General features: G+C 56.0%; 24 protein-coding genes. 10 read left to right on the top strand and 14 right to left on the bottom strand.

All coding sequences use genetic code 11. The annotated features are described in order from the left end of the window. The first annotated feature begins 56 nt into the window (after positions 1-56). Complete coding sequence (locus tag M2407_RS16455; protein WP_128865193.1) at positions 57-455, top strand: VOC family protein; 399 nt, start codon at positions 57-59, stop codon at positions 453-455. 215 nt (positions 456-670) lie between these two features. Here the strand turns inward: M2407_RS16455 and zntB are convergent, their stop codons facing one another. After that, the gene (gene zntB / locus M2407_RS16450) at positions 671-1,654 is read right to left on the bottom strand and encodes a zinc transporter ZntB (protein ID WP_020827086.1); all 984 of its coding nucleotides are present in this window, start codon (positions 1,652-1,654) and stop codon (positions 671-673) included. A gap of 146 nt (positions 1,655-1,800) precedes the next feature. Here zntB and M2407_RS16445 point away from each other — a divergent pair, with 146 nt between their 5' ends. Together M2407_RS16445 and M2407_RS16440 are read left to right on the top strand one after the other, a co-directional pair. After that, positions 1,801-2,883: a hypothetical protein gene (locus M2407_RS16445; protein ID WP_259218635.1), complete on the top strand. Its 1,083-nt coding sequence runs from the start codon at positions 1,801-1,803 to the stop codon at positions 2,881-2,883. A 193-nt stretch (positions 2,884-3,076) separates the two neighbouring features. After that, a complete protein-coding gene (locus tag M2407_RS16440; protein ID WP_020827088.1) occupies positions 3,077-3,325 on the top strand; it encodes a hypothetical protein in 249 nt (82 codons plus the stop codon). Between the two features lie 174 nt (positions 3,326-3,499). Here the strand turns inward: M2407_RS16440 and M2407_RS16435 are convergent, their stop codons facing one another. Further along, a complete protein-coding gene (locus M2407_RS16435) occupies positions 3,500-5,134 on the bottom strand; it encodes an ABC transporter substrate-binding protein (protein WP_130016718.1) in 1,635 nt (544 codons plus the stop codon). A gap of 158 nt (positions 5,135-5,292) precedes the next feature. Continuing rightward, positions 5,293-5,643 carry a hypothetical protein gene (locus M2407_RS16430; protein WP_020827090.1) on the bottom strand — a complete coding sequence of 117 codons (351 nt, stop codon included), beginning with the start codon at positions 5,641-5,643 and terminating at the stop codon, positions 5,293-5,295. A 207-nt stretch (positions 5,644-5,850) separates the two neighbouring features. On the opposite strand from M2407_RS16430, the gene mpaA reads away from it, so the two are divergent. Beyond that, a complete protein-coding gene (mpaA, locus tag M2407_RS16425; protein WP_259218634.1) occupies positions 5,851-6,558 on the top strand; it encodes a murein tripeptide amidase MpaA in 708 nt (235 codons plus the stop codon). A gap of 5 nt (positions 6,559-6,563) precedes the next feature. Here mpaA and ycjG read toward each other — a convergent pair whose 3' ends face one another. After that, entirely contained in the window at positions 6,564-7,535 is a 972-nt protein-coding gene (gene ycjG, locus M2407_RS16420; protein ID WP_259218633.1) for an L-Ala-D/L-Glu epimerase, read from the bottom strand. Between the two features lie 224 nt (positions 7,536-7,759). On the opposite strand from ycjG, the gene tpx reads away from it, so the two are divergent. Further along, on the top strand, positions 7,760-8,263 hold the full coding sequence (tpx, locus tag M2407_RS16415; protein WP_020827093.1) for a thiol peroxidase: 504 nt from the start codon (positions 7,760-7,762) through the stop codon (positions 8,261-8,263). A gap of 72 nt (positions 8,264-8,335) precedes the next feature. Here the strand turns inward: tpx and tyrR are convergent, their stop codons facing one another. From tyrR to pspA, 7 genes are all read right to left on the bottom strand, one after another. After that, positions 8,336-9,907 carry a transcriptional regulator TyrR gene (gene tyrR / locus M2407_RS16410; protein ID WP_129982774.1) on the bottom strand — a complete coding sequence of 524 codons (1,572 nt, stop codon included), beginning with the start codon at positions 9,905-9,907 and terminating at the stop codon, positions 8,336-8,338. A 328-nt stretch (positions 9,908-10,235) separates the two neighbouring features. Beyond that, positions 10,236-11,297, bottom strand: coding sequence for a YcjF family protein (locus tag M2407_RS16405; RefSeq protein WP_020827095.1), 1,062 nt, complete (start codon positions 11,295-11,297; stop codon positions 10,236-10,238). Next, a complete protein-coding gene (locus M2407_RS16400; protein ID WP_020827096.1) occupies positions 11,294-12,691 on the bottom strand; it encodes a YcjX family protein in 1,398 nt (465 codons plus the stop codon). The genes M2407_RS16405 and M2407_RS16400 overlap by 4 nt, the downstream gene beginning before the upstream one ends. Before the next feature lie 122 nt (positions 12,692-12,813). Further along, a complete protein-coding gene (gene pspD / locus M2407_RS16395; protein ID WP_048758703.1) occupies positions 12,814-13,062 on the bottom strand; it encodes a phage shock protein PspD in 249 nt (82 codons plus the stop codon). Between the two features lie 96 nt (positions 13,063-13,158). Beyond that, a complete protein-coding gene (gene pspC, locus M2407_RS16390) occupies positions 13,159-13,518 on the bottom strand; it encodes an envelope stress response membrane protein PspC (protein ID WP_020827098.1) in 360 nt (119 codons plus the stop codon). Further along, positions 13,518-13,745, bottom strand: coding sequence for an envelope stress response membrane protein PspB (gene pspB, locus M2407_RS16385; RefSeq protein WP_012145351.1), 228 nt, complete (start codon positions 13,743-13,745; stop codon positions 13,518-13,520). Before pspB ends, pspC begins: the two co-directional genes overlap by 1 nt. Positions 13,746-13,906: 161 nt before the next feature. Then, complete coding sequence (gene pspA, locus M2407_RS16380) at positions 13,907-14,572, bottom strand: phage shock protein PspA (protein ID WP_020827099.1); 666 nt, start codon at positions 14,570-14,572, stop codon at positions 13,907-13,909. A gap of 184 nt (positions 14,573-14,756) precedes the next feature. Here pspA and pspF point away from each other — a divergent pair, with 184 nt between their 5' ends. Beyond that, positions 14,757-15,764, top strand: coding sequence for a phage shock protein operon transcriptional activator (gene pspF, locus M2407_RS16375; protein WP_128865188.1), 1,008 nt, complete (start codon positions 14,757-14,759; stop codon positions 15,762-15,764). A gap of 193 nt (positions 15,765-15,957) precedes the next feature. Here the strand turns inward: pspF and zigA are convergent, their stop codons facing one another. From zigA to folE2, 3 genes are read right to left on the bottom strand one after another with little or no spacing between them, the layout of a single operon-like run. Further along, complete coding sequence (gene zigA / locus M2407_RS16370) at positions 15,958-17,145, bottom strand: zinc metallochaperone GTPase ZigA (protein ID WP_115058715.1); 1,188 nt, start codon at positions 17,143-17,145, stop codon at positions 15,958-15,960. 12 nt (positions 17,146-17,157) lie between these two features. Next, positions 17,158-17,718: a carbonate dehydratase gene (locus M2407_RS16365; RefSeq protein WP_259218631.1), complete on the bottom strand. Its 561-nt coding sequence runs from the start codon at positions 17,716-17,718 to the stop codon at positions 17,158-17,160. Further along, positions 17,708-18,637, bottom strand: coding sequence for a GTP cyclohydrolase FolE2 (gene folE2, locus M2407_RS16360; RefSeq protein WP_256813660.1), 930 nt, complete (start codon positions 18,635-18,637; stop codon positions 17,708-17,710). Before folE2 ends, M2407_RS16365 begins: the two co-directional genes overlap by 11 nt. A gap of 205 nt (positions 18,638-18,842) precedes the next feature. On the opposite strand from folE2, the gene sapA reads away from it, so the two are divergent. Genes sapA through sapD form a run of 4 tightly spaced genes read left to right on the top strand, consistent with a single transcriptional unit; the run spans position 18,843 to position 23,326 of the window. Next, entirely contained in the window at positions 18,843-20,495 is a 1,653-nt protein-coding gene (sapA, locus tag M2407_RS16355; protein WP_020827104.1) for an ABC transporter substrate-binding protein SapA, read from the top strand. Next, positions 20,492-21,457 carry a putrescine export ABC transporter permease SapB gene (gene sapB, locus M2407_RS16350; protein WP_046373407.1) on the top strand — a complete coding sequence of 322 codons (966 nt, stop codon included), beginning with the start codon at positions 20,492-20,494 and terminating at the stop codon, positions 21,455-21,457. The genes sapA and sapB overlap by 4 nt, the downstream gene beginning before the upstream one ends. Continuing rightward, positions 21,444-22,334: a putrescine export ABC transporter permease SapC gene (gene sapC / locus M2407_RS16345; protein WP_020827106.1), complete on the top strand. Its 891-nt coding sequence runs from the start codon at positions 21,444-21,446 to the stop codon at positions 22,332-22,334. Before sapB ends, sapC begins: the two co-directional genes overlap by 14 nt. Then, on the top strand, positions 22,334-23,326 hold the full coding sequence (sapD, locus tag M2407_RS16340; protein ID WP_020827107.1) for a putrescine export ABC transporter ATP-binding protein SapD: 993 nt from the start codon (positions 22,334-22,336) through the stop codon (positions 23,324-23,326). Before sapC ends, sapD begins: the two co-directional genes overlap by 1 nt.

Here is a 23,326-nt window from a genome sequence, read left to right as displayed (position 1 = left end):
GACAGTGCGGTTTTTATCCTATACTGTGTTTTTATACAGTCACCAGGAGATTACCGATGAACATCACGCCCTGCTTGTCTCACGTTTCTCTCGGCAGCAATAATTTTGACGCCGCAGCTGATTTTTACGATCGCACCCTCGCCGCCTTAGGTTGCCGCCGGGTTTTGGAACACCCAGGGGCCATAGGCTACGGTCGCGATTATCCGGAGTTTTGGTTGCAGCTGCCGATCGACGGCAAACCGGCCACCACCGGCAACGGCATTCATGTGGGTTTTTTCGCCACCAGCAAGCAGCAGGTTGATGATTTTTACCAGCAGGCGCTGCTGGCCGGGGCGAAGGATGAAGGTGCCCCCGGTTCACGGCCGCACTATGGTGAAGCCTATTACGGCTGTTTTGTGCGTGATCTGGACGGGCACAAGATTGAAGCCAGTTTCTGGGATGAGAGTGCGGCCTGAGGGCAAATTGCGGACAAAAAAATGCCGGTGATTAAACCGGCATCGTATGAATCAATGTGCTATGCAGTAATTCTAAATATAAGAAAGTAAGACAATTATGGAGCGCAACGCCCATCGCTTGACGTTGCATTCACCTGCGAGATAGATCATGCCTCATTTCCCCCCGACAAAAGTTGATATCGCTCAATGTTAACCGGGGTTTTACCTCTTTTTGGCTACAACCAACGCCGTCGCTTCAGCCACCAGCCCACGCCGAACACCAATCCGGCCAGCATCAGGCAAAATGCCGCAAAGCCGAATGGATTACCGCCCCCAGGGATCCCGCCCAGGTTGACGCCGAACAGCCCGGTCAAAAAGGTCGTAGGCAAAAACACCATCGCCAGGAGCGACATGGTGTAGGTGCGGCGGTTCATGGCATCGGCCATTACCGTGGTGATTTCGTCAGAAAGGATCGCGGTACGTGCAATGCTACCGTCCAGGTCATCCAGCCCGCGCCCCAGCCGATCGGCAATATCCTGCATGCGGCGACGATCGTCGTCATTCATCCAGGGCAAACGATCGCTGGCTAAACGCGAGAACACGTCGCGTTGCGGTGCCATATAACGACGCAGCACAATCAACTGTTTGCGGATCAGCGCCAATTGCCCCCGTTCGGGGACCTGCTGCTCCAGTAACGAATCTTCCAAATCGATGATTTTATCGTGCAGATCTTCGATAAACTCGCTGGCGTGGTCGGTCAATGCGTCCGATATCTCCACCAGCCAGTTACCGCTGTTGGTTGGCCCACTGCCGCTTTGCAGATCGTTCACCACCTGGTCAATGGAATAGACCTTGCGATGGCGGGTAGAAACGATGAGTTTATCGGTCATGTAAACGCGGATAGTGACCAGCTGATCCGGCCGCGAGTTGGCGTTAAAGTTGATGCTGCGCAGCGTGATCATGGTGCCTTCGCCCACCTTGCTGACGCGCGGCCGGGAACTTTCGCCGGATAAAGCCTCTCTTACCGCATCCGGCAAAAGCGGTGTGGTAGCCAGCCACTCGGCGCTGGCTGGGTGCGCATAATCGAGATGCAGCCAGCATGGCTCATCGCAGGTGACTTTATCATCGTAATCAATCGATGTTACACCGCCCTTACCATCGAGTTGGTAGGCATAGACTGCGTCAGGAACCTGTAACTCGCGCCCCTCAATGACTTCCATTCCTCATCCTCTTTGCTTTTCAGTTACCTCAGAGTCTAGCGTTAATGCCAGGCGGATCAAAGATGAAGCCGTGCGAATGCTACGCTCGAAATGGCCTTATAGGCTAACATGGAGGAATAATGCGCAAACCCTAAAGCTGGTGCTTAGTGACCCCCACTCGAACATTGGTATTGGCCTCAGTAGCGGCGGTTATCGCAACCCCGTTTCATCCACTGTTTGCCGCAGATAGCACACTCGACACCCTTGCCGATGCATACCGGGTGAAACTGGGACCAACAGCAGGAAATTTGCCCTACTTTGTCGCGCAACCCCAGGTAATCAAACCAGATAGCGTGTTAATCGTGCTGCACGGACATCCCAGAGATGCGGGGAAAACCCTGGCCGCCGCGATAAAAGCGGCTCAACTTGCAGGCAAAACCGGCCAGGCGCTGTTGGTCGCCCCGCTGTTCCCGGTCAGTAATGCTCAGTCCGCACGCTGCCATTCTCCCGGCGTTCCGCAAGCGCAGGCCGGGGACGCGCTGTGGAGTTGCAGTTCCTGGATCGAAGGCGGTTTGGACAACCAGGGAAGAACCAGCTCGTTTGCCGCGCTTGATCGCCTGGTTGCCGAATTGAAAGTAAAATGGCCGCAGATACGCTGGGTCACCGTTACAGGGTTTTCCGCCGGCGCACAGTTTGTACAGCACTATGTCGGTTTCGCCAATCCGCCGCCCGGCGTAAAACTGCGCTTTGTGATATCCGACCCCGGCAGTTGGCTCTATTTTGACAGTCACCGACCGCTGCCGGTAAACAACGAGCGCCCTGTCGATTGGCGCGATTGTGATTCAACAGGGGGCTGCACCTTCGATTGGGTTGAGGTTAACAGTGACGCCTGCCCGAGCGTCAATCGTTGGAAATACGGCATTGAGGCTATTCCGAGCTACCTCGACCAACAGACTGAATCAATACGCCAACGCTATGCCACGGCGAATATCACCTACATGGTTGGCGCAAAGGACAGCGGCGACGCGCCAGGCAGCTTCTACAAAATACTCGACAAATCTTGTGCGGCACAGGCGCAAGGCCCCGATCGTCTACAACGCGGCATCGCCTATGCGGCTTACGATCGACGTTTTATTGCCCCGCGCGCCAAACGTGATTTAGCGATCGTTCCCGACTGTGCACATGACGTGTCCTGCGTATTTCCCTCACCCATTGGGCGTCAGGTATTATTTAACAAAAATGCAGACTAATAATAACGGAGATGAAATAAAACCCGGCCGATAAATGCGGATATCGTGGAATAAAGCGCTGGCTATCGCGCCATTATTATGACTTAACATATTCACAGCAATCTTAATTCATAATGACAATAAAAAATTAACAAAAAGCTGTTCCAGCTCAAATTTGAGAGGCATATACTTCCCTCACTACGAGGAGGTAGTTATGTTACGCGACCATTTAAAATTAAACGACAGCGATACGCTGGAGAAAATCCGCAGCGTTAATTTTCAAAACCAGGGCCAGGAAGAGATCAGCGAGTTTATCGTTAAGAATGCCAGCGGTGCGCAGGTTGGCAAGGTGTCGGTACACGATCACCTCAGCACCCGACGCTCATACCCAACCAGCTATCGCATTACCCAAACGGACATGAGCGGACGCATCCTGGTTGATGCCATGCGGGACAGCTTATAAAGCATAAATAACGACCTGTTTTACCCACTATTCATTGCCGAATATAAAGGGCTCTCCGGTTATTTCAACGGACAGCATCGCCCTGGCTGAAATAAGCTATTGGGGTTTGTTTTATTATTCGACAAATATTGATAACCAGGCCCCGAATTAACGGAGCCTGGTTAAATGCAGTTATTAATGCTTGATAATATACATCGTCTGGCTGTAGGCCACGTCTTCCGGATTGGTGATCGGGTAACCTTTTACCCAAGGCTTGATCAGACGGCCATTGGTGTATTGGTAAATCGGCGCGATCGGCGCCTGTTCCGCGATGATCTGCTCCAGTTTGTTGTAATCCGCCGTCAGGGCCGTGGCGCTGGTTTCACGGCTGGCCTGCGCCAACAGCTTGTCGTAATCCGCACTCTTGAATTTGGCGATATTGCCGCTGTGGGTGGAGCTCAACAACGACAGGAAGGTCGAGGCTTCATTGTAATCGCCCACCCAGGAAGCGCGCACCACGTCGAAATTGCCGGTGTTGCGGCTGTCGATATAAGTTTTCCATTCCTGATTCTGCAACTTAACATCGATCCCAAGGGTTTTCTTCCACATTGAGGCCACGGCGATGGCTATTTTCTGATGGCTTTCTGAAGTGTTATACAACAGCGTCAGCTTCAAAGGGTTATTAGGGCCATAGCCGGCCGCCTGCATCAGCGCCTTGGCCTGGGCATCCAGTTCGGCCTGCGGCTGCTGTTGCAACAGACTCACTTCCGGTTTAAACCCTGCGGTCACATCCGGCGTAAAGTGATAAGCCGGTTTCTCACCGGTGCCTAACACTTTTTCGGCGATAATTTTGCGATCGATCGCGTAAGACAGCGCCTTGCGCACCCGCACATCGTTGGTCGGCGCCCGTTGGGTGTTGAAAGCATAATAATAGGTGCCGAGTTGGTCCGGGGTATACACCTGATCCGGAATGTCTTTCAGCAGTTTTTGGTACATGTTTTTAGGGAAGGATTCGGTGATATCGATATCGCCGGCCAGGTAGCGTTTAGTGGCGTTAGATTCCTGGTTGATTGGTACAAAGGTCACCTTGGTCAAAACGGTATGCGCATGATCCCAATAGTGTTCGTTGGGCGCCAGCACCAGTTTCTCGTTGACCACACGCTCCTGTAGCTTATACGCACCGTTGCCCACCAGATTGCCGACTTTGGTCCAGTCATTGCCAAATTTCTCCACCACCGCTTTATTCGCCGGGAACAGGCTGAAGTTGGCCGTCAGGCTGACAAAATAGGGTACCGGCTTATTCAACTGTACTTTTAAGGTGTAATCATCCAGCGCCGTTACGCCCAGCTTGTCCGCTGGCAATTTACCGGTAATGATCTCATCGGCATTCTGGATACCTGCCAGCTGGGCAAACCAGGCAAAGGGAGACAGACTTTTTGGTTCGACCAGGCGTTGCCAGCTATAGACAAAGTCTTTTGCCGTGACAGGGTCACCGTTAGACCAGCGTGCGTCCTTACGCAGTGTGAAAATATAGGTTTGGTTATCCGTGGTTTGCCAACGGGTGGCAACGCCAGGGATCACTTTGCCGTTGGCATCCTGATTCACCAAACCTTCAAACAGATCACGCGCCAATTGTGCTTCCGGCAGCCCGACCGCCTTGATGGGATCGAGCGAAGCAGGCTCATCTTTGATATGGCGAACAATTTCCTGCTTTTCCGCCAGAGTGGTACCCGGGGGAACCTGCGCCGCCATTGCGCTGCTCAATCCTGCGCCGATCGCTACCGCACACAGCGCCAAACGAAAACCCTGTTGAATTATTTTTCTCGTCATTCTGATTCATCCCCGTTAACCATCTGAATTTTTTATCTTATAGCACAAGATTAGTCTCACCTAGAGTTCCAGGCGGACAAGATGTAAAAACTGGGGGCCAGGCAATAAAAAATGCCCGTACGACGAAGTCGACACGGGCATTTTGATCTCGACGAGGATTATTCGTAAAGATGGATGCTGTTGATACGGTAGCTGAATTCTTCGCCCTCTTCTTCATCGAAGATAGTGAAGAAGCCTTTCTCCACCAGCGGCTTGGCATGGATATCGGTCTTTTGCATCTGACGTGACTCGGCATCGTCATAGCCATAGTCCAGATAGAAGCTGTTTTTTTGATAGTCGACGTGCAGGGTAAACGGATAGTTTGACTCATCGCCGCGCCCGTCGTCGTTTTTCACCACGCCGAACCATTCACCCTGGCGGATTTGGTTTTCCTCGTCCACGCCGCACAGCAGCGTGATGGTATCTTTTTCATTTTCGCTATAGCTGGCAATAATTCTGGCTACTGGCATGTTAAATCCCCTGTTTGGTTATTGGGTTAGCTTTGCCGATAGTATAACAACAGCGAATTGACCGGCGGGGTTTTATTGTTACCTGCGCTAACGCACAGTTCACATAACGCGCGATAGCTGAACAATAGCTCTGGGAAAGTGCAGCTAAAGCGTAATACACTGAATAAAATGATAATCACTCTCGACCTTTAAATCAGGGAACGCATCATGATCCAGCATCGACCGCGCAGTGAACGTGGCCAATTGGCCGTTGCAGGAGAGAATTACGGCAGTTCGCTGCTGGGCGCACCGCTGCTCTATTTCCCGGCGGCCATCAGTAGCCCGGATACCGGGCTGATCATCGCCGGTACGCACGGTGACGAAGGTGCCGCTATTGTCACGCTGTCCTGTGCGCTGCGCAGCATCGCCCCCAATCAGTTGCGTCACCATGTGGTGCTGGCCGTCAACCCGGACGGCTGCCAACTGGGGCTGCGCGCCAATGCCAACGGGGTCGACCTGAATCGCAATTTCCCGGCGGCCAACTGGCGCTCTGGCGACACGGTTTATCGCTGGAACAGCGCAGCGGAGGCTCGGGACGTTAAGCTTTCGACCGGTGGTCGTCCGGGTTCCGAGCCGGAGACCCAGGCGCTGTGCCACCTGATCCATCGGCTGAAACCTCGCTGGGTAGTCTCCTTCCATGAACCCTTGGCCTGTATTGAAGACCCTGCCAGCTCCCGGCTTGGCGTCTGGCTTTCGCACAAGTTTGCCCTGCCGCTGGTCACCAGCGTCGGTTACGAGACGCCGGGATCGTTCGGCAGTTGGTGCGCCGATCTGTCGCTGCCCTGCATCACCGCAGAGTTCCCACCAATCTCTGCCGATGCCGCCAGCGAAAGCTACCTCGACGCCATGGTGGAATTACTGACCTACCCGGACTGAGTCGGTTACGGGGCGAGGTTGATCGCCCCACATTCGAAATCCAGACCCGGTTCAACGTCCTTCGCCAGCCAGGTTGGCCCGTCCAAATCGACGAATCGCGCCCCCGGAGCCAAGGGTAACGCCGCGCCGATCGCTCGAGAAGTGCAGAGCATGCAACCCAGCATGATGGCGAACCCTTGCTCCCGCGCCAATGCCGCCAACGCCAACCCTTCCGTCAGACCGCCGGTCTTGTCCAGCTTGATATTGACCATCTGATAGCGACCGGCCAACCGCGGTAGATCGCTACGCGTGTGGCAGCTCTCATCGGCGCAAATCGGTAACGGGTGGATAAAGTTTTCCAGCGCGCTGTCGTCCTTCGCCGGCAGCGGTTGCTCCAGCATCGCCACGTCCAGATCCGCCAACAGCTGACAACGTGCCGCCAACCCCTCCGCCTGCCAGGACTCATTGGCGTCGACGATCAAGGTGGCCGTCGGCACTGCCGCACGGATCGCCACCAGTCGTTCACTGATCAGGTGGTTATCCAGCTTGATTTTCAACAGCCGGGCCCCTTGTTGCTCAAGCTCACGCGCGGCGAACGCCATCGCCTCCGGCGAGCCGATGCTGACGGTTTGCGCCATCACAATGCGTTCCGGCTCTACGACTGCGCTGCGTTGCCACAGGCTCTGGCCGTTCAGGCGACATTCCAGATCCCACAGTGCAGAATCCACCGCATTACGCGCTGCACCTGCCGGCATTAGCCGCTGCAGTTGCTCCCGCGTCGCGCCCTGTTCCACAGCCGTTGCCACTTCAGCCAGCTGCGCCATCACCGAGGCTTCACTTTCGCCGTAACGCGCATATGGCGTACATTCGCCGCTGGCACGCACGCCCTGCTGTTCAATTTCGACCACCACGACTTTGGCTTCGGTACGGCTACCGCGAGCTATCACAAAGGCAGTATGCAGCGGCCAGGCTTCTGGGTAAAAACGCATGCTTCTCATAACGGCTCCTGAGGCGAAAATTGCGCATAAACAAGGGCGACCAGAAGGATAAATTCTGGACACAACCTAATATATACAACTATTTAGCAAACTTTATATATCCAACCCGCAATTGTTGACATAAACTGATGCCAGGGTGTGAACCTAATGTTAAGCGCGGCGTAAAGTCCCTTTTCATTAGGCTCATGCCCTTTGTATAAACACCTGTAAAAGGAATCAAGCTAATGACTCAGACAGTACATTTTCAAGGCAACCCGGTTAGCGTTGCAGGCCATCTGCCACAGTCCGGCGAACAAGCCAAAGCCTTCTCTCTGGTTGCCAAAGACCTGTCAGATGTGGCGCTGAGCAGCTTCGCGGGTCAACGCAAAGTTCTGAACATTTTCCCAAGCATCGATACCGGCGTTTGTGCGACTTCGGTGCGTAAATTCAACCAGTTGGCCAGCGGCCTGGATAACACCGTCGTGCTGTGCATTTCATCCGACCTGCCGTTCGCACAGTCACGTTTCTGTGGCGCGGAAGGCCTGAGCAACGTGGTGACCCTGTCCACTCTGCGCGGTGCAGAATTCAAACAAGCCTACGGCGTTGAAATCGCCGAGGGCCCACTGGCCGGTCTGACTGCACGTGCGGTCGTGGTGCTGGATGGCCAGGATAACGTGTTGTACAGCGAGCTGGTGAATGAAATCACCAACGAACCAGACTATGACGCGGCGCTGGCTGCATTGAAGTAATGTCATAAGGCCCGCGAATGCCGGGCTCTGATAGCCAAGTATTAAAATGGGCGCCTTAGGCGCCCATTCTTTTTACTCTTCGCTTTCCCCAGCCGGCTTGCGGCTGCTAAGACCATACTCGCGCAGCTTGTTGGCGATCGCGGTATGTGAAACCCCCAGGCGTTTCGCCAGCTTTCGCGTGCTTGGATAAGTGCGGTACAACCGCGTCAACACCGAGCGTTCAAAACGCTTGCTGATGTCGTCAAGCGAGCCGTCCAACACTTCATCCCCCAATGACATTTCAACTTCAAATTCCGGTAGAACGATATCTTGTGGACGAAGTTCGAAACCTTCCGTTTGCGTCAGCGCGCGATAGATGGCGTTCTTCAACTGCCGCACGTTGCCCGGCCAGCCGTATTTGCTGAGGAAGCTGCCCAGATCGTTGGACAATTTCGGCCGCGCAACGCCCTGCTCATCGGCAAAGCGCGCCACGAACAGTTCGGTCAGCGGCATGATGTCCTGCGGACGCTCACGCAGCGGCGGAAGGGTAATGGTCAGTACGTTAAGGCGATAATACAAGTCCTCACGGAACTCACCGCGTTGCACCAGTTCGGTCAGGTTTTTCTGCGTCGCGCAGATCACACGTACATCGACATGCACTTCGTGTTCTTCGCCAACCCGGCGGAAAGTGCCGTCGTTAATAAAGCGCAGCAGTTTGGTCTGCATGCGCGGCGACATTTCACCGATTTCATCGAGCAATACCGAACCGCCGTGTGCCTGCTCGAAGAAGCCCTTCTTGCCTTCCAGCGCATTGGGGTAAGCGCCCGGCGCATGGCCGAACAGCTCGCTTTCCGCTACGTCGTCCGGCAAAGCGGCACAGTTTAGCGCCAGGAACGGCTGCTTGCCGCGCGGACTGCGCAGGTGACAGGCCCGGGCCAGGATATCTTTACCGGTACCGGTATCCCCGACAATCAACAGCGGCGCATCCAACATCGCCAGCTTGCGCGCCTGATCCAGCACCTGGCGCATTTTCGGGCTGGCGGCGACGATGTGATCAAATTCGGTATCGTCGTTCACCGACAAGTTCTGTAGCTGACGGCCCATGCGCGCCGTGGACTTCAGCATCACAACCGCGCCGACGGTGTCTTTCTGCTGATTTTCGTCTTCCAGATAGATGGGGGTGATATCCATCAGGAAATCCTGACTGCGGATCACCACCCGCTCAGATTGCGGAGTCGCCTGTTCGCTCTCCAGCCAGCGGCTGAAGTTATAACCGCCAATCAACGCAGTGGCGGTCTGGTTGCGGATTTTGTCTTCGCTGAAACCGAACAGCGCCTGAGCCGCCGGGTTAGCCAGCTCGACCTTGCCTCTCATATCTATCGAGAAGACCGGTTCCGGCATCGACTCCAGCAACGCCCGCAGGGCGCGGTGCTCACGCTCGGACGGCATGAAATTCACGGTGCGTACGTCGGTCACGCCGGCGATGCGGCGGATCTCTGCCATCAAGGCACGGAAGGTGTCAAAATCCAGCTGGGAAAAATTGAGGTAAATGCGGCCGATGGGATCGATTTCGATGCCACGTAAATCTATGCTGCGCAATACCAAAAGATCGAGTAACTCTCGAGTCAGACCGATTCGGTCTTCGCAAAAAACTTCCAAACGCATCAGTATTGGCCTTATCTCTGCAGGTGCGGGGATGACTGGCAATGATGATACTCTCTCACCCCGAACGGTAGAAGCAATCTGTCAGCAAAAGTTGACAGAACTCTGATTTATCGCTGTTGTTGATGTTTTTAAACGCAAGTGAATAACACCATCGGCGTCATTTTAGCTGATCGGCAGAGAGTTATCACAACCGCCAATAAATTTGCAGATAAATATAATGTATTTGCAGGGGGATCGTCTTTCGTCAAGTGAAGGTTACGTATTGGCTTTGCACGGCGTGACAGAGGCAGAAAGGAAGCACGGCGCCCAAATGGACGCCGTGAGGAGATTATTTGGCTTTGCTGTCGCCTTTCTTCATGGTTTCTTTCAGTTGGCCGACCAATTGGCTGCGGAAATCACCCAGTTTGGGTTTCTCACCTTCCAGCCAAGGCAGTGGACGGCACAGCTCCATCGCCTTGATGCCTAGCCGCGCGGTCAGCAAACCGGCACCGATCCCCTGTGCTGCACGGGCAGACAAACGAGCCGCCAGATCTTGCGACATCCAGTCCATCCCCACTTCGCGCACCAGTTCGGACGCACCGGCAAAGGCAATGTTCAACAGCACCAGGCGGAATAGCCGCAGACGACTAAAGTAGCCCAGTTCGATGCCATACAGCGCCGCGATGCGGTTGATAAGGCGAATATTGCGCCAGGCGATAAACGCCATATCCACCAGCGCCAGCGGACTGACGGCAATCATTAACGTGGATTCCGCGGCCGAACGGCTGATTTCACGCCGAGCCTGGTTGTCCAGCACCGGCTGCACCAGTTTGGCGTACAGCGCCACCACTTCACGGTCGTTTTGGGTTTCATGCAGCGAGGCCTGCCAGCGCTGCAACGCCGGATGCCCTTGATCCAGACCGGCCTGGCGCGCCAATTTCTCGCAGAACTCCCGCCCTTTGCCCAAACCGTGGCTGTGCAGTAGTTCTCGAGCCACATCTCGCTCTTCGGCACGCTGGCGCAGACGGTATAACCGGCGCCATTCGGTCACCACCGAACCCACCCCGGCAAAAACGATCAAGCCACCCGCTACGCCACCGCCCATGGCAATCCAATCCTGCTGCACCCAGGCGGTATGTACCCACTGTACGCCCTGCGCCACTACGCTGACGCCAAACAGCGCCAGCCCGGCAGTGACCATTTTGCGCCACAGGCTGCGTTTGGGTTTCAGGGCCGCATTGATGATGCCTTCGGCGCGCCCCTCTTCGTCTTCCTGCTGCAGCTCCGGCGCCGCCGGGAAAAAGCTTTCCGCCTGCTGTTCGTCGAAAGCGACGTTAGCACGCAGCACGGGCTCCTGCGGGGGTTGCAGCGGTTGTTCAAAATCGATACGCGGTTTTATCGGCTCGCTCATCGCAATTTATCTCCCAGTAGAAACTCCATCACCGCATCCAGGCGAATATGTGGCAACGGGCTGTCCACGCTCATGGCGCGTGGGCGAAACTCATCGAAATGGAAGCCCTGGTTTTGCCAAAAAGCCGGCCCAGGCAAGCGCGCCGGCACTTCGCCGGGGAAAACCGTCAGCGGCGCTCCGTCGTTCAGACGATTGCCTTTTAACGCCGGGATGCGCTGCCCCTGATGATCAACGATACCGCTCTCGGTAGCCTGTACCGAGGCCAGCCCAACACAGTCCATGCTGATGCCTTCAAACGCGGCGTTCTGCCACGCTTCCTGCACCAACTGCTGCAGCAGCGACACCAGATTGGCGTGCTGGTCGGCGGTAATATGGTCGGCTTTGGTGGCGGCGAACATCAGCTTGTCGATGGTCGGTGAAAACAACCGGCGAAACAGCGTGCGCTTGCCATAGTGGAAACTCTGCATCAACTGGGTCAGCGCCAGGCGCATGTCGTTAAACGCCTGCGGGCCACTGTTGAGCGGCTGCAAGCAGTCCACCAACACGATTTGGCGGTCGAAACGGACAAAATGCTCTTTATAAAAGTTTTTGACGATCGACTGGCAGTAATAATTGAAACGCGCACGCAGCATGCCGATGTTGCTGTGTTTATCCGCCTGCGCCAGCTTCGATTCCCCCTGAGCGTCCACATTCGGCCACGGGAAAAACTGCAACGCCGGCGCACCGGCCAGATCCCCCGGCAGGACAAAGCGCCCCGGCTGAATAAAGTGCAGCCCTTCACTTTTGCAACGCAGGAGATAGTCGGTGTAGGCCTGGGCGATAGCCGCCAGTTTGTTTTCATCCGCCGGAGCCAGCGGATCGCAGCTTTTACACAGCGCCAGCCAAGGCTTGGCCCACTCGGCACGATCGCCCTGTAGCAGGCCGGCCATTTGCCGCGACCAGGCCAGATAGTCCTGTTCCAGCATCGGCAGGTCCAGCAACCACTCGCCGGGATAATCGACGATTTCCAGGTACAGGGTCGACGTGTCTTTGAAATGACGCAGCAGTGAATCATTGGAGCGGTAACGCAGCGCCAGGCGAATTTCGCTGACGCCACGCGTCGGGGTCGGCCAGCTCGGCGGTGTGCCATACAGCTGCGCCAACCCTTCATCATAGGTAAAACGTTGAATGCCGAGATCGCGCTGCGGAATGCGCTTCACGCCCAGCAGGCGCTCTTCACGCACCGGCGAGAACAGCGGCATGCGCGCACCGCTGTGAACGTGCAGCAATTGGTTGACGAAAGCGGTGATAAAGGCGGTTTTGCCGCTACGGCTCAGACCGGTCACCGCCAGGCGCAGATGGCGATCCATTCCGCGGTTGACCAGCGACGTTAACTCATTTTGCAGTCGTTTCATTGTTCTCCTTGGCATAGGCCCTAAATAATTGGAGTTGCATCGCGGCGGCCAGTTTGTAAGTCCTGGAAGCATAGCGCACTATGTGACCAGGGCGGGCAAGCGCAGCCAACAAAGAGGCAGCTTCAAGTATGACGGGTATAACGCCCAAACACCTTGTTCAGGCCTTTGCGGAACAGAGGTTCCAGCACCAGCGCCAATACAAAGCGAATCGGTTTGCGACCCACAGTCCGCAGCAGCCAGCCGGCCGCCCCTGCCGGGCCGTAATTCAGTAACGCTATGATGATGACTTTAGACACTGTCTTCAACATTGCACCTGCTCCTCGTTTAAATCCACCGGTTTTAGCGGCGCTTGCGGCATAGGTTTTGTTCATTATCAATGCCCTCCGGCACAGTTCGGGTCAATAAAGGATGATGACGGGTGCAATGCCTGACCTGCGCACGGCGCAGGCCATAGCATGCGGGGCGGGTTAAAGCTTGCGGAAACGGCTCTGTACGCCGAAAGTGTCCGACGTGACGTAACGCTCAACCTGTCGCAGCTGTTGTTCGCCGCTGCCCAGTTGATATTCAAGTTGGTCGAGCAACTGACGCGGCGTTTTTTGCTGTTCGCCGTCAAAACGGCTGGCCGGCGCTTCATCCAACACGAACACCAGCGCGAAATAAGCAATCAGGGTGAAGAAAAACAGCCCGAAGAACATCGATAACACCACGATCACCCGGATCAGGCGTACCGGCACGTCGAAATAATGGGCCAGACCGGCGCAGACGCCCTTCACCATCCCTTCTTCAGGTACGCGATAAAGCTTTTTACTGCCCAGAGTGTTGTTCATCAAGACTGTCTCCAGTTCGGGTGTTCTGCATCGAGGATCTCTTCCAGCGCCTGAATGCGTTCACGCATACGCTTGGCATCTTCTGCCAGCTGTGCCAGACGCTGCATTTCCTGATGGCTCAGTTGAATGCCGTTTTGTTGCCGATTGCTGTAATGCAGCCAAAGCCAAATCGGTGCGACAAACAACACAAAGATTGTCAACGGAATGGCAAGTAATAGAGCACTCATTTCTTTTCCTTCTTAATGCGTCTTTGGTGGGCGGCCACCCTACCGTGGCCGCCCAGGTTATTGACAAAGGGGGATAAAAGCGTGGTTTTTCCCCCCTTTGTGTTATCAGCCGAAAATCAATAAATTGATTTTCCTGATTTATTTTCAAAACCTTTATTGCCTTACTCGGAACGATTCATTTTTGCTTTCAGCGCCGCCAACTGCTCGCTGATGGCGTCGTCGGCTTTCAGCTCGGCAAACTCTTGATCCAGAGACTTCTTTTTACCGATGCTGACGCTTTCCGCTTCGGCTTCCATATGGTCAATGCGACGTTCGAACTGCTCGAAACGCGCCATTGCCTCATCCAGTTTGCCGCTGTCGAGCTGACGACGCACTTCGCGGGAAGACGACGCCGCCTGATGACGCAATGTCAGTGCTTGTTGGCGTGCGCGTGTTTCGGTCAGCTTGTTTTCCAGCTCGCCGATTTCGCTTTTCATGCGGGCCAGGGTTTCTTCTACGGTCGAGACTTCATGAGTCAGCGTAGAGATCAGGTCGGCCACTTTTTGTTTTTCGATCAGCGCCGCACGGGCCAGATCTTCTTTATCTTTACGCAGCGCCAGTTCGGCTTTGTCCTGCCAGTCGCTCAGTTGGTTTTCACCCTGCTCGATACGGCGTAACAGCTGCTTTTTCTCCGCCAGCGCACGCGCTGAGGTAGAACGGACTTCGACCAGCGTGTCTTCCATCTCTTGGATCATCAACCGCACCAGTTTTTGCGGATCTTCTGCCTTATCCAGCAGCGTATTGATGTTGGCGTTCACGATGTCGGCAAAACGAGAAAAAATACCCATAATTCACTTCCTCTTGGTTCTGATGGCGTCTGAAGCGCCGCGTTAAATCATGCAGAATGCCCAAAGACTTAATCAAAACCCGTGCCAACTTTTATTTCGTTGAATAATAAAGACTATTTATTTTTGACTCTCTGAACGCATCCTGTAGAGTGATTATTTTCACCAAACATTGGCGAATTTCATCATGAGCGAACAGTTAGAAAACCTGCTGGGCGAAGCAAACGCCTTTGTCGAAGTATTAGAGCAAGTCTCGCAACTGGCAAAGTTGAACAAGCCGGTGTTGGTTATTGGTGAGCGCGGAACCGGTAAGGAGTTGATTGCCCACCGTTTACATTACCTCTCCAACCGTTGGCAAGGGCCATTTATCTCGCTTAACTGCGCGGCGCTGAATGAGAACCTGCTGGATTCGGAACTGTTCGGCCACGAGGCCGGAGCTTTTACCGGTGCGCAGAAGCGCCACCTGGGTCGCTTTGAACGCGCCGACGGCGGCACTTTGTTTCTCGATGAACTGGCGACCGCGCCGATGCTGGTACAGGAAAAATTGCTGCGGGTGATTGAATACGGCCATCTGGAACGCGTCGGCGGTAGCCAACCGCTGCAGGTCGATGTCCGGCTGGTGTGTGCCACCAACGACGACTTGCCCGCGCTGGCGGCGGCAGGAAAATTCCGCGCCGACCTGCTGGACCGCCTGGCGTTCGACGTGGTGCAGTTGCCGCCGCTGCGCCGGCGCCAGCAAGACATCATGTTGCTGGCCGAACACTTTGCGATCCAGATGTGTCGTGAGCTGTCGTTGCCGCTGTTTCCTGGCTTTACCGAGCGCGCCAGAGATGCCCTGCTCGGCTATCACTGGCCAGGTAACGTACGCGAATTGAAAAACGTGGTGGAGCGTTCGGTCTACCGCCACGGCACCAGCTCGGAAGCGCTGGATAACATCGTCATCAACCCGTTCGCCCAGCGGGAAAGTGTGCCATTGCCTGTAGAGGCCGAAGCGCATGATGGCCTGCCGGTACTGCCGCTGGATTTAAAAGCCTGGCAATTGGCGCAGGAGAAGTCTCTGATCGAAGCGGCACTGCAACAGGGAAGGTTTAACCAACGTAAAGCGGCGGAGTTGCTGGGGCTGACCTATCACCAGCTACGCGGCATGCTGAAAAAACATGCGTTACTGCAAAATGGCGAGGCGGACGACGAATAGCGGGCAAAAAAAAAGCCAGCACCCGAGCTGGCTTAAAAAACACTGGAAGCAATGTGAGCAATGTCGTGCCTTCCACAGCAGAACCACAGGGAGTGGCCTTCCGTGAACTGCCAAGCGATGATAATAGTTATCAGTATCATCTGTAAAGCACTTTGTTGAGAATTTTTCTCATTACCACACTGTCATTGTGCAATTACCACTCAGGGAAGGGGTCGGCCATCTCGTGCCAGTAATCCACCCCGGCGGCCATTTCCTCATCGTTTAGCAGGCAAGCGTCCAGCAAACGCGTTATTTTGGCCTGCTGCAGATGCTGGCCGATGAACACCAACTCCTGGCGCATGTCACCGAAAGGCTCCACCCATTTCTCCATAATCTGCGCCCTCGTCTCTTCATCTTCCGGCCATCTATCTTGCGCTATGGCGCGCCAGAAGGTGCCTGCCAACCCATAATGAGCAATCCCTCCCGCCTGGCTCCACTGCCCGGCCTGACGCGGGCGCGTCGCCAGCCAAAAGAACCCTTTGGAACGCAGTAGCTTGCCACCGCCCCAGTCACCGTTGATCACCCGGTAGAATTTGTCCGGCGCAAAGGGACGGCGCGCCTGATAAACAAAGCTGCTGATCCCGTAGTTTTCGGTTTCGGGCAGGTGCTCGCCGCGTAGCTCCTTCAACCAGCCCGGCGCCTGCTGCGCTTTGTCGAAGCTGAAACTGTTGGTGTTCAATACCGCCTCCAGCGGCAATTTGCCTGGCGATATGGGCAGAATACGGGCATCCGGATTCAAACTGGTCAGCAGCGCCATCACTTCTCCCTGCTGTTCTGGCGTCAGCAGGTCGGTTTTGCTTACCAGCATCACGTCACAGAACTCGATTTGTTCGATCAACAGATCCGCAACGCTGCGCAGATCGTCTTCGCCCAAGCTTTGACCGGCCTCCTGCAGCGTCTGCGCCTGCTGGTACTGCTGGATAAAATTAACCCCGTCCACCACGGTGACCAAGGTATCCAGCCTTGCAAATTGCGACAGGCTTTCCCCCTGTTCATCCTCAAAGGTAAAGGTTTCCGCCACCGGCAAAGGTTCGGAAATGCCACTGGATTCGATCAGCAGGTAATCGAAGCGCCCGGCCTGCGCCAGTTCGCGTACCGAAATCAGCAGGTCTTCGCGCAGCGTGCAGCAGATGCAGCCATTGCTCATCTCCACCAATTTTTCCTGCTGGCGATCGAGCTGGACTTCGTTCTCGACCAGCGCAGCGTCAATGTTGACTTCGCTCATGTCGTTGACGATAACCGCCACGCGCATGCCCTGGCGATTGTTCAAAATATGGTTCAATACCGTCGTTTTACCGGCGCCGAGAAAGCCGGAAAGCACGGTTACGGGTAATGGATTCATGGGGTTCCTCACTCAAAACTCATTGCGTAATGCCTGGTAACCGCGCACCAGTTCAACGTTGGTGGCGGCGACTTCTTCAGAAAATTGCAGTGCGCCGCGATCGACCTGCCGGTAAAGCGACAGATCGCTGTCGGCGCCGACGCGCTCGGTTGACGGGATATACAGGTTCTGCGGCAACGTCACGCCATCCACCACCGCGTTGTAGCGCACCACGCAGCCGGAACCGATGTGACAGTTGAACAACACGCTGTTGAAACCGATAAACACCCGGTCTTCGATGCAGCACGGCCCATGGACTATGGCGCGATGGGCGATGGAGCTGAAGCGGCCGATGGTAACCGCCGCGCCGCTTTTCGAGTGGATCACCACGCCATCCTGAATATTGGAATGAGAGCCGATCACGATCGGTTCCATACCTCCGGCCGCATTGAGTTCGTCGGCACGGATCACCGCGTACGGCCCAACGTAGACAAACTCCTCGATAATCACCCGGCCGCAGATTATCGCGGTAGGATCGATATAGGCCTGCGGTGAGACCTGCGGCAGGTGTCCACTGGGGTTTTTACGCAGCATCCTGCTCCTCCCGCCAGCTCAACTCCGCCACGGCATTGTGGGCATGCAGGCTTTCCTGATGTTCGACCCGCAGTGAAAAGGCGCGGTGGCTGCACTGGCTGCGCAGCATTCGGTATAGGCGGCGAGCGGCATCTTCGCAGAACATCAGGTTCTGGCCGTTAGCCAGGGCAAACGCCTGCTCGTCACTGCGTTTCACCAGCGTCTGCAACGGCGTGCCGAGCGCGTGCTCGATACGATCTATCAGGTTGACCACCGGCAATGCCGTTTCGCGCTCATTGAGCGTCACCGTCACCCAGGCCCAGCTACGCTGACTGTGAGGCGTCCCCGGCATACCGTGATCGCCCAGCCAGTCGATGACCTGCTGCTGGTCGACCTTTTGCGCCGAATGTTCGAAATCAAACTGAAACTGCTGCTGCGCCAATTGACGACTGAGCGCCGCCGAACTCGGACAAGTGGACGAATAGGGCACGCCCACCGTCAGCGTCAGGGTGAGTGTGCTTGCCAGCGAGGCACTAATTTCCAGCGGATAGGCTTTCCAGCCCCGGTGTGGCGAAAGCAGCGCCGGACGCGACAACAGCAGCTCACCGCTGATGTGCAGGCTGGCGCGGTCGCTGTTTTCCGGCTGCGATGCCAAAAAAGCGTGCAGTTGGTCGGCAATGCGTTGCGGCGTCAGTTCGCCCTGGGTTAACTCATCCAGCGCCAGATACAGCCGCGACATGTGTATACCCCGCGCACCTTGGCTGCCGGCGCGCAAATTGATCCCGGCGTTGACCCTTGCCATCAACGGCTTTCCAGCCAACTCCAGCGGCAACGCTATCCCTTGCATCCCGACCCAATCGAGCCCGACATCACTCATTGCGCCCTGCCAGGCCTGCGCGTCCGGCAGCGGCTGGCGTGGTGGAAGTGCAACCTTGTTCATACATCCCCTTGCTGTTATCAGTACATTGCCAGGGAACGGTAACATGATTTTGTTATGTTATAACATATCAATTGTAACTTTTTTGTCTGAAGTGCCGAATTGTTCAATCAAGTAGCAGAAAACTCAGCCATTTTGCTCAATGGATTGGGCTGTTCGCCAGAGTACGATACACTAATGCTATTGCTTATTAACCCATGAAGCCTCTATGCGTGGTTTACCCCTTTGGATATTGTCACTGAGCTGTCTTGCCGGCAGCGCTCTGGCCTCCACACCCCCTGCGCCCACCGCGGCATCGCCATTGCCGGACATCCGCCAAAGCGGCTTTGTCTATTGCGTCAGCGGCATACTGAACACCTTCAACCCGCAGATGGCCAGCAGCGGCCTGACGGTCGATACCCTGGCCGCACAGCTTTATGATCGCTTGCTGGACGTCGATCCGTACACCTACCGGCTGATCCCCGAATTGGCGCAAAGCTGGGAAGTGCTGGATAACGGGGCCACTTACCGGTTTCACCTGCGCAAAGACGTGCCGTTCCAGACCACCGACTGGTTCAAACCGACCCGCAAGCTGAATGCCGACGACGTGGTCTTCAGCTTCGAGCGCGTGTTTAACCAAAAGCACCCCTACCATGACGTCAACGGCGGCGAGTACCCGTATTTCGACAGTTTGCAATTTGGCGACTCGGTGCAAAGCGTGAAGAAGCTGGACGAGTACACGGTGGAAATCCGCCTGCAGGCGCCGGACGCCTCATTCTTGTGGCACATCGCCACCCACTATGCGCCGGTGTTGTCGGCAGAATACGCAGACGATCTGACGCGAGAAGGCCGTCAGGAGATGATTGACCGCGAACCGGTCGGTACCGGGCCGTTCATGCTCAATGAATATCGCTCAGGGCAATATATCCGCCTGGCGCGCAACGATGTTTACTGGAAAGGTAAACCGCGTATGCCGCAGGTGGTGATCGATCTGGGTGCCGGCGGTACCGGACGGCTATCGAAATTGCTGACCGGTGAGTGCGACGTGCTGGCCTATCCCGCCGCCAGCCAGCTTTCAATTCTGCGCGATGACCCGCGCCTGCGGCTGACGCTGCGCCCAGGCATGAACATCGCCTATCTGGCGTTTAACACCCGCAAACCGCCGCTGAACGATTTGAACGTCCGTCAGGCGATTTCGCTGGCGATCAACAACCAGCGTCTGATGCAGTCGATTTACTATGGCACCGCGGAAACCGCCGCCTCCATCTTGCCGCGCGCCTCCTGGGCCTACGACAATGAAGCGCACGTTACCGAATTCAATCCGGCCAAATCGCGCGAAATGCTCAAGCAAGCGGGTATTGAGTCGCTGAACCTGCGCCTGTGGGTACCGACCGCTTCGCAATCCTACAACCCCAGTCCGTTAAAAACCGCCGAGCTGATCCAGGCCGATTTGGCTCAGGTCGGCATTAACGTGACCATAGTGCCGGTCGAAGGCCGTTTCCAGGAGGCGCGGCTGATGGAGATGAATCACGATCTGACCCTCACCGGCTGGGCCACCGACAGTAACGACCCGGACAGCTTCTTCCGGCCGCTGCTGAGCTGCGCGGCAATCCGCTCGCAAACCAACTATGCTCACTGGTGTGACCCGGCGTTTGACGAAGTGCTGCAAAATGCCCTGCTGTCACAACAGCTGGCGCAGCGCATCGAAAACTATCAGAAGGCGCAGAAAATTCTTGAGCAGCAGTTGCCGGTGTTGCCGCTGGCGTCGTCATTGCGCCTGCAGGCCTATCGTTACGACATCAAAGGACTGGTACTGAGCCCGTTCGGCAATGCGTCCTTTGCCGGGGTGTACCGTGAGTCTGCGGAGGGGCCGAAAAAGTGATTATCTTTACCTTACGCCGTTTCTTGCTGCTGCTGATCACCTTGTTCTTCCTGACATTGGTCAGCTTTAGCCTCAGCTATTTCACACCGCGGGCGCCGCTGAACGGCGCTGCCCTGCTGGATGCCTACCAGTTTTACTTTGTCAGCCTGCTGCACTGGGATTTTGGCGTCTCCAGCATTAATGGCCAGGCAATCAGCGAACAGCTGCGCGAAGTGTTTCCTGCCACTATGGAGCTGTGCCTGCTGGCCTTCACTTTGGCGCTGTTTATCGGCATTCCTCTGGGCATTATTGCCGGCGTGATGCGTGGCAAATGGCAGGACACCGCCATCAGCACCTTTGCGCTGTTGGGCTTTTCGATGCCGGTTTTCTGGCTGGCATTGCTGCTGATGCTGTTTTTCTCGCTGCACCTTGGCTGGCTGCCGGTCTCCGGACGTTTCGATCTGCTGTATCAGGTCAAGCCCATCACCGGCTTTGCCCTGATTGACGCCTGGCTGTCCGATTCACCCTACCGCACGGAAATGATCGGCAGCGCACTGCGCCATATGATTTTGCCGATTACCGCACTGGCGGTAGCGCCCACCACCGAGGTGGTGCGTTTGATGCGTATCAGCACCGACGACGTGCTCAATCAGAACTACATCAAAGCCGCCGCAACCCGCGGCTTATCCCGTTTCACCATTATCCGCCGCCACGTGCTGCACAATGCGTTGCCGCCTATTGTGCCCAAGCTGGGGTTGCAGTTTTCCACCATGCTGACGCTGGCGATGATCACCGAAGTGGTGTTCAGTTGGCCGGGCCTCGGGCGTTGGATGATCAATGCCATTCGCCAGCAGGATTATGCGGCGATCTCCGCCGGCGTTATGGTGGTCGGCACGCTGGTGATCACCATTAACGTCCTGGCCGATATTTTAGGCGCTGCCACCAACCCACTGAAACATAAGGAATGGTATGCCCTTAGATAACGTATACCGCGAAAAGAAAATGCCGAGCCCGCTGCTGTATACCTGGCGGATTTTTTACGGCGATGCGCTGGCGATGATCGGCTTCTACGGCGTGATAGCGCTGCTGCTGCTTTCCGTGTTCGGCAGCCTGCTGGCCCCTTATGCGCTCGATCAACAGTTCCTGGGTTATCAACTGTTGCCGCCTTCCTGGTCACGTTACGGCAACGTTTCCTTCTTCCTGGGCACCGACGATCTTGGCCGCGACATTCTCAGCCGCCTGCTGACCGGCACCGCCGCCACCTTCGGTTCCGCATTGCTGGTTACCGTTGCCGCCGCCTTTGTCGGGGTGATCCTCGGGGTGTTTGCCGGGGTAACCCGCGGCCTGCGCTCGGCGGTGCTCAATCATATTCTCGACACCCTGCTCTCCATCCCTTCGCTGCTGCTGGCGATCGTGGTGGTGGCGTTCCTTGGGCCAAAACTCGAGCACGCCATGCTGGCCGTCTGGCTGGCGCTGTTGCCTCGCATGGTGCGCACTATCTACAGCGCAGTGCATGACGAGTTGGAAAAAGAATATGTGGTGGCGGTGCGTCTCGATGGCGCGTCAACCTTGCAAATACTGTGGTACGCCGTGATGCCCAACATTGTGGCGGTGCTGGTGACGGAGTTCACCCGAGCGCTGTCGATGGCGATCCTGGACATTGCCGCCCTCGGCTTCCTCGATCTTGGCGCACAGCTGCCGTCCCCTGAATGGGGCGCCATGCTCGGCGATTCGCTGGAGCTGGTGTACGTCGCCCCCTGGACGGTGATGCTGCCCGGCGCGGCAATCCTGGTCAGCGTGTTGCTGGTTAACCTGTTGGGCGACGGTATGCGCCGCGCAATCAATACGGGGGTGGAATAATGCCATTACTTGATATCCGCAACCTGACGATTGAGTTTATGACCGCCGAAGGCCCGGTAAAGGCAGTCGATCGCGTAAGCATGACCCTGAGTGAGGGGGAAGTCCGCGGCCTGGTGGGCGAGTCCGGTTCCGGTAAAAGCCTGATCGCCAAAGCGATCTGCGGCGTCACCAAAGACAACTGGCGCGTCACCGCCGACCGTTTCCGTTTCGATGATATCGACCTGTTGCAGCTAACACCGCGTGAACGACGCAAGCTGGTCGGGCATAACGTGTCGATGATTTTCCAGGAGCCGCAATCCTGTCTGGATCCTTCCGAAAGCATCGGCCGTCAGTTGGTGCAGGCCATTCCGGGTTGGACCTACAAAGGCCGCTGGTGGCAGCGCTTTAACTGGCGCAAACGCCGCGCCATAGAGCTGCTGCACCGGGTGGGCATCAAGGATCACAAAGACATCATGGGCAGCTTTCCTTATGAGCTGACCGACGGTGAGTGCCAGAAAGTGATGATCGCCATCGCCCTGGCCAATCAGCCGCGCCTGCTGATCGCCGATGAACCGACCAACGCCATGGAACCGACCACTCAGGCGCAGATTTTCCGTCTGCTGGCGCGTTTGAACCAAAACAACAACACCACCATTTTGCTGATCAGCCACGATCTGCAAATGATGAGCAAATGGGCCGATCGGGTCAACGTGTTGTACTGCGGGCAGACGGTAGAAAGCGCCCAATGCGAAGACCTGCTGGCCGCACCGCACCACCCTTACACTCAGGCGCTGATCCGCGCAATGCCGGACTTTGGCCGCGCATTACCGCATAAAAGCCGCCTCAATACCCTGCCGGGAGCCATTCCGTCGCTGGAGCATTTGCCGATAGGTTGTCGGCTGGGGCCGCGCTGCCCCTATGCGCAGAAGAAATGCATTGAGACACCTCGCCTGCGTCCGGTGAAAAACCACCTGTTCGCCTGTCACTTCCCGCTGAACATGGAGGAGCAATAA

Origin of the sequence: Serratia sp. BIGb0234 (genome assembly GCF_024809915.1) — a bacterium.
Lineage (GTDB): Bacteria > Pseudomonadota > Gammaproteobacteria > Enterobacterales > Enterobacteriaceae > Serratia > Serratia liquefaciens.
Note: the sequence above shows the minus strand (reverse complement) of the source record. Positions and strands in the feature narration are given on the sequence as shown.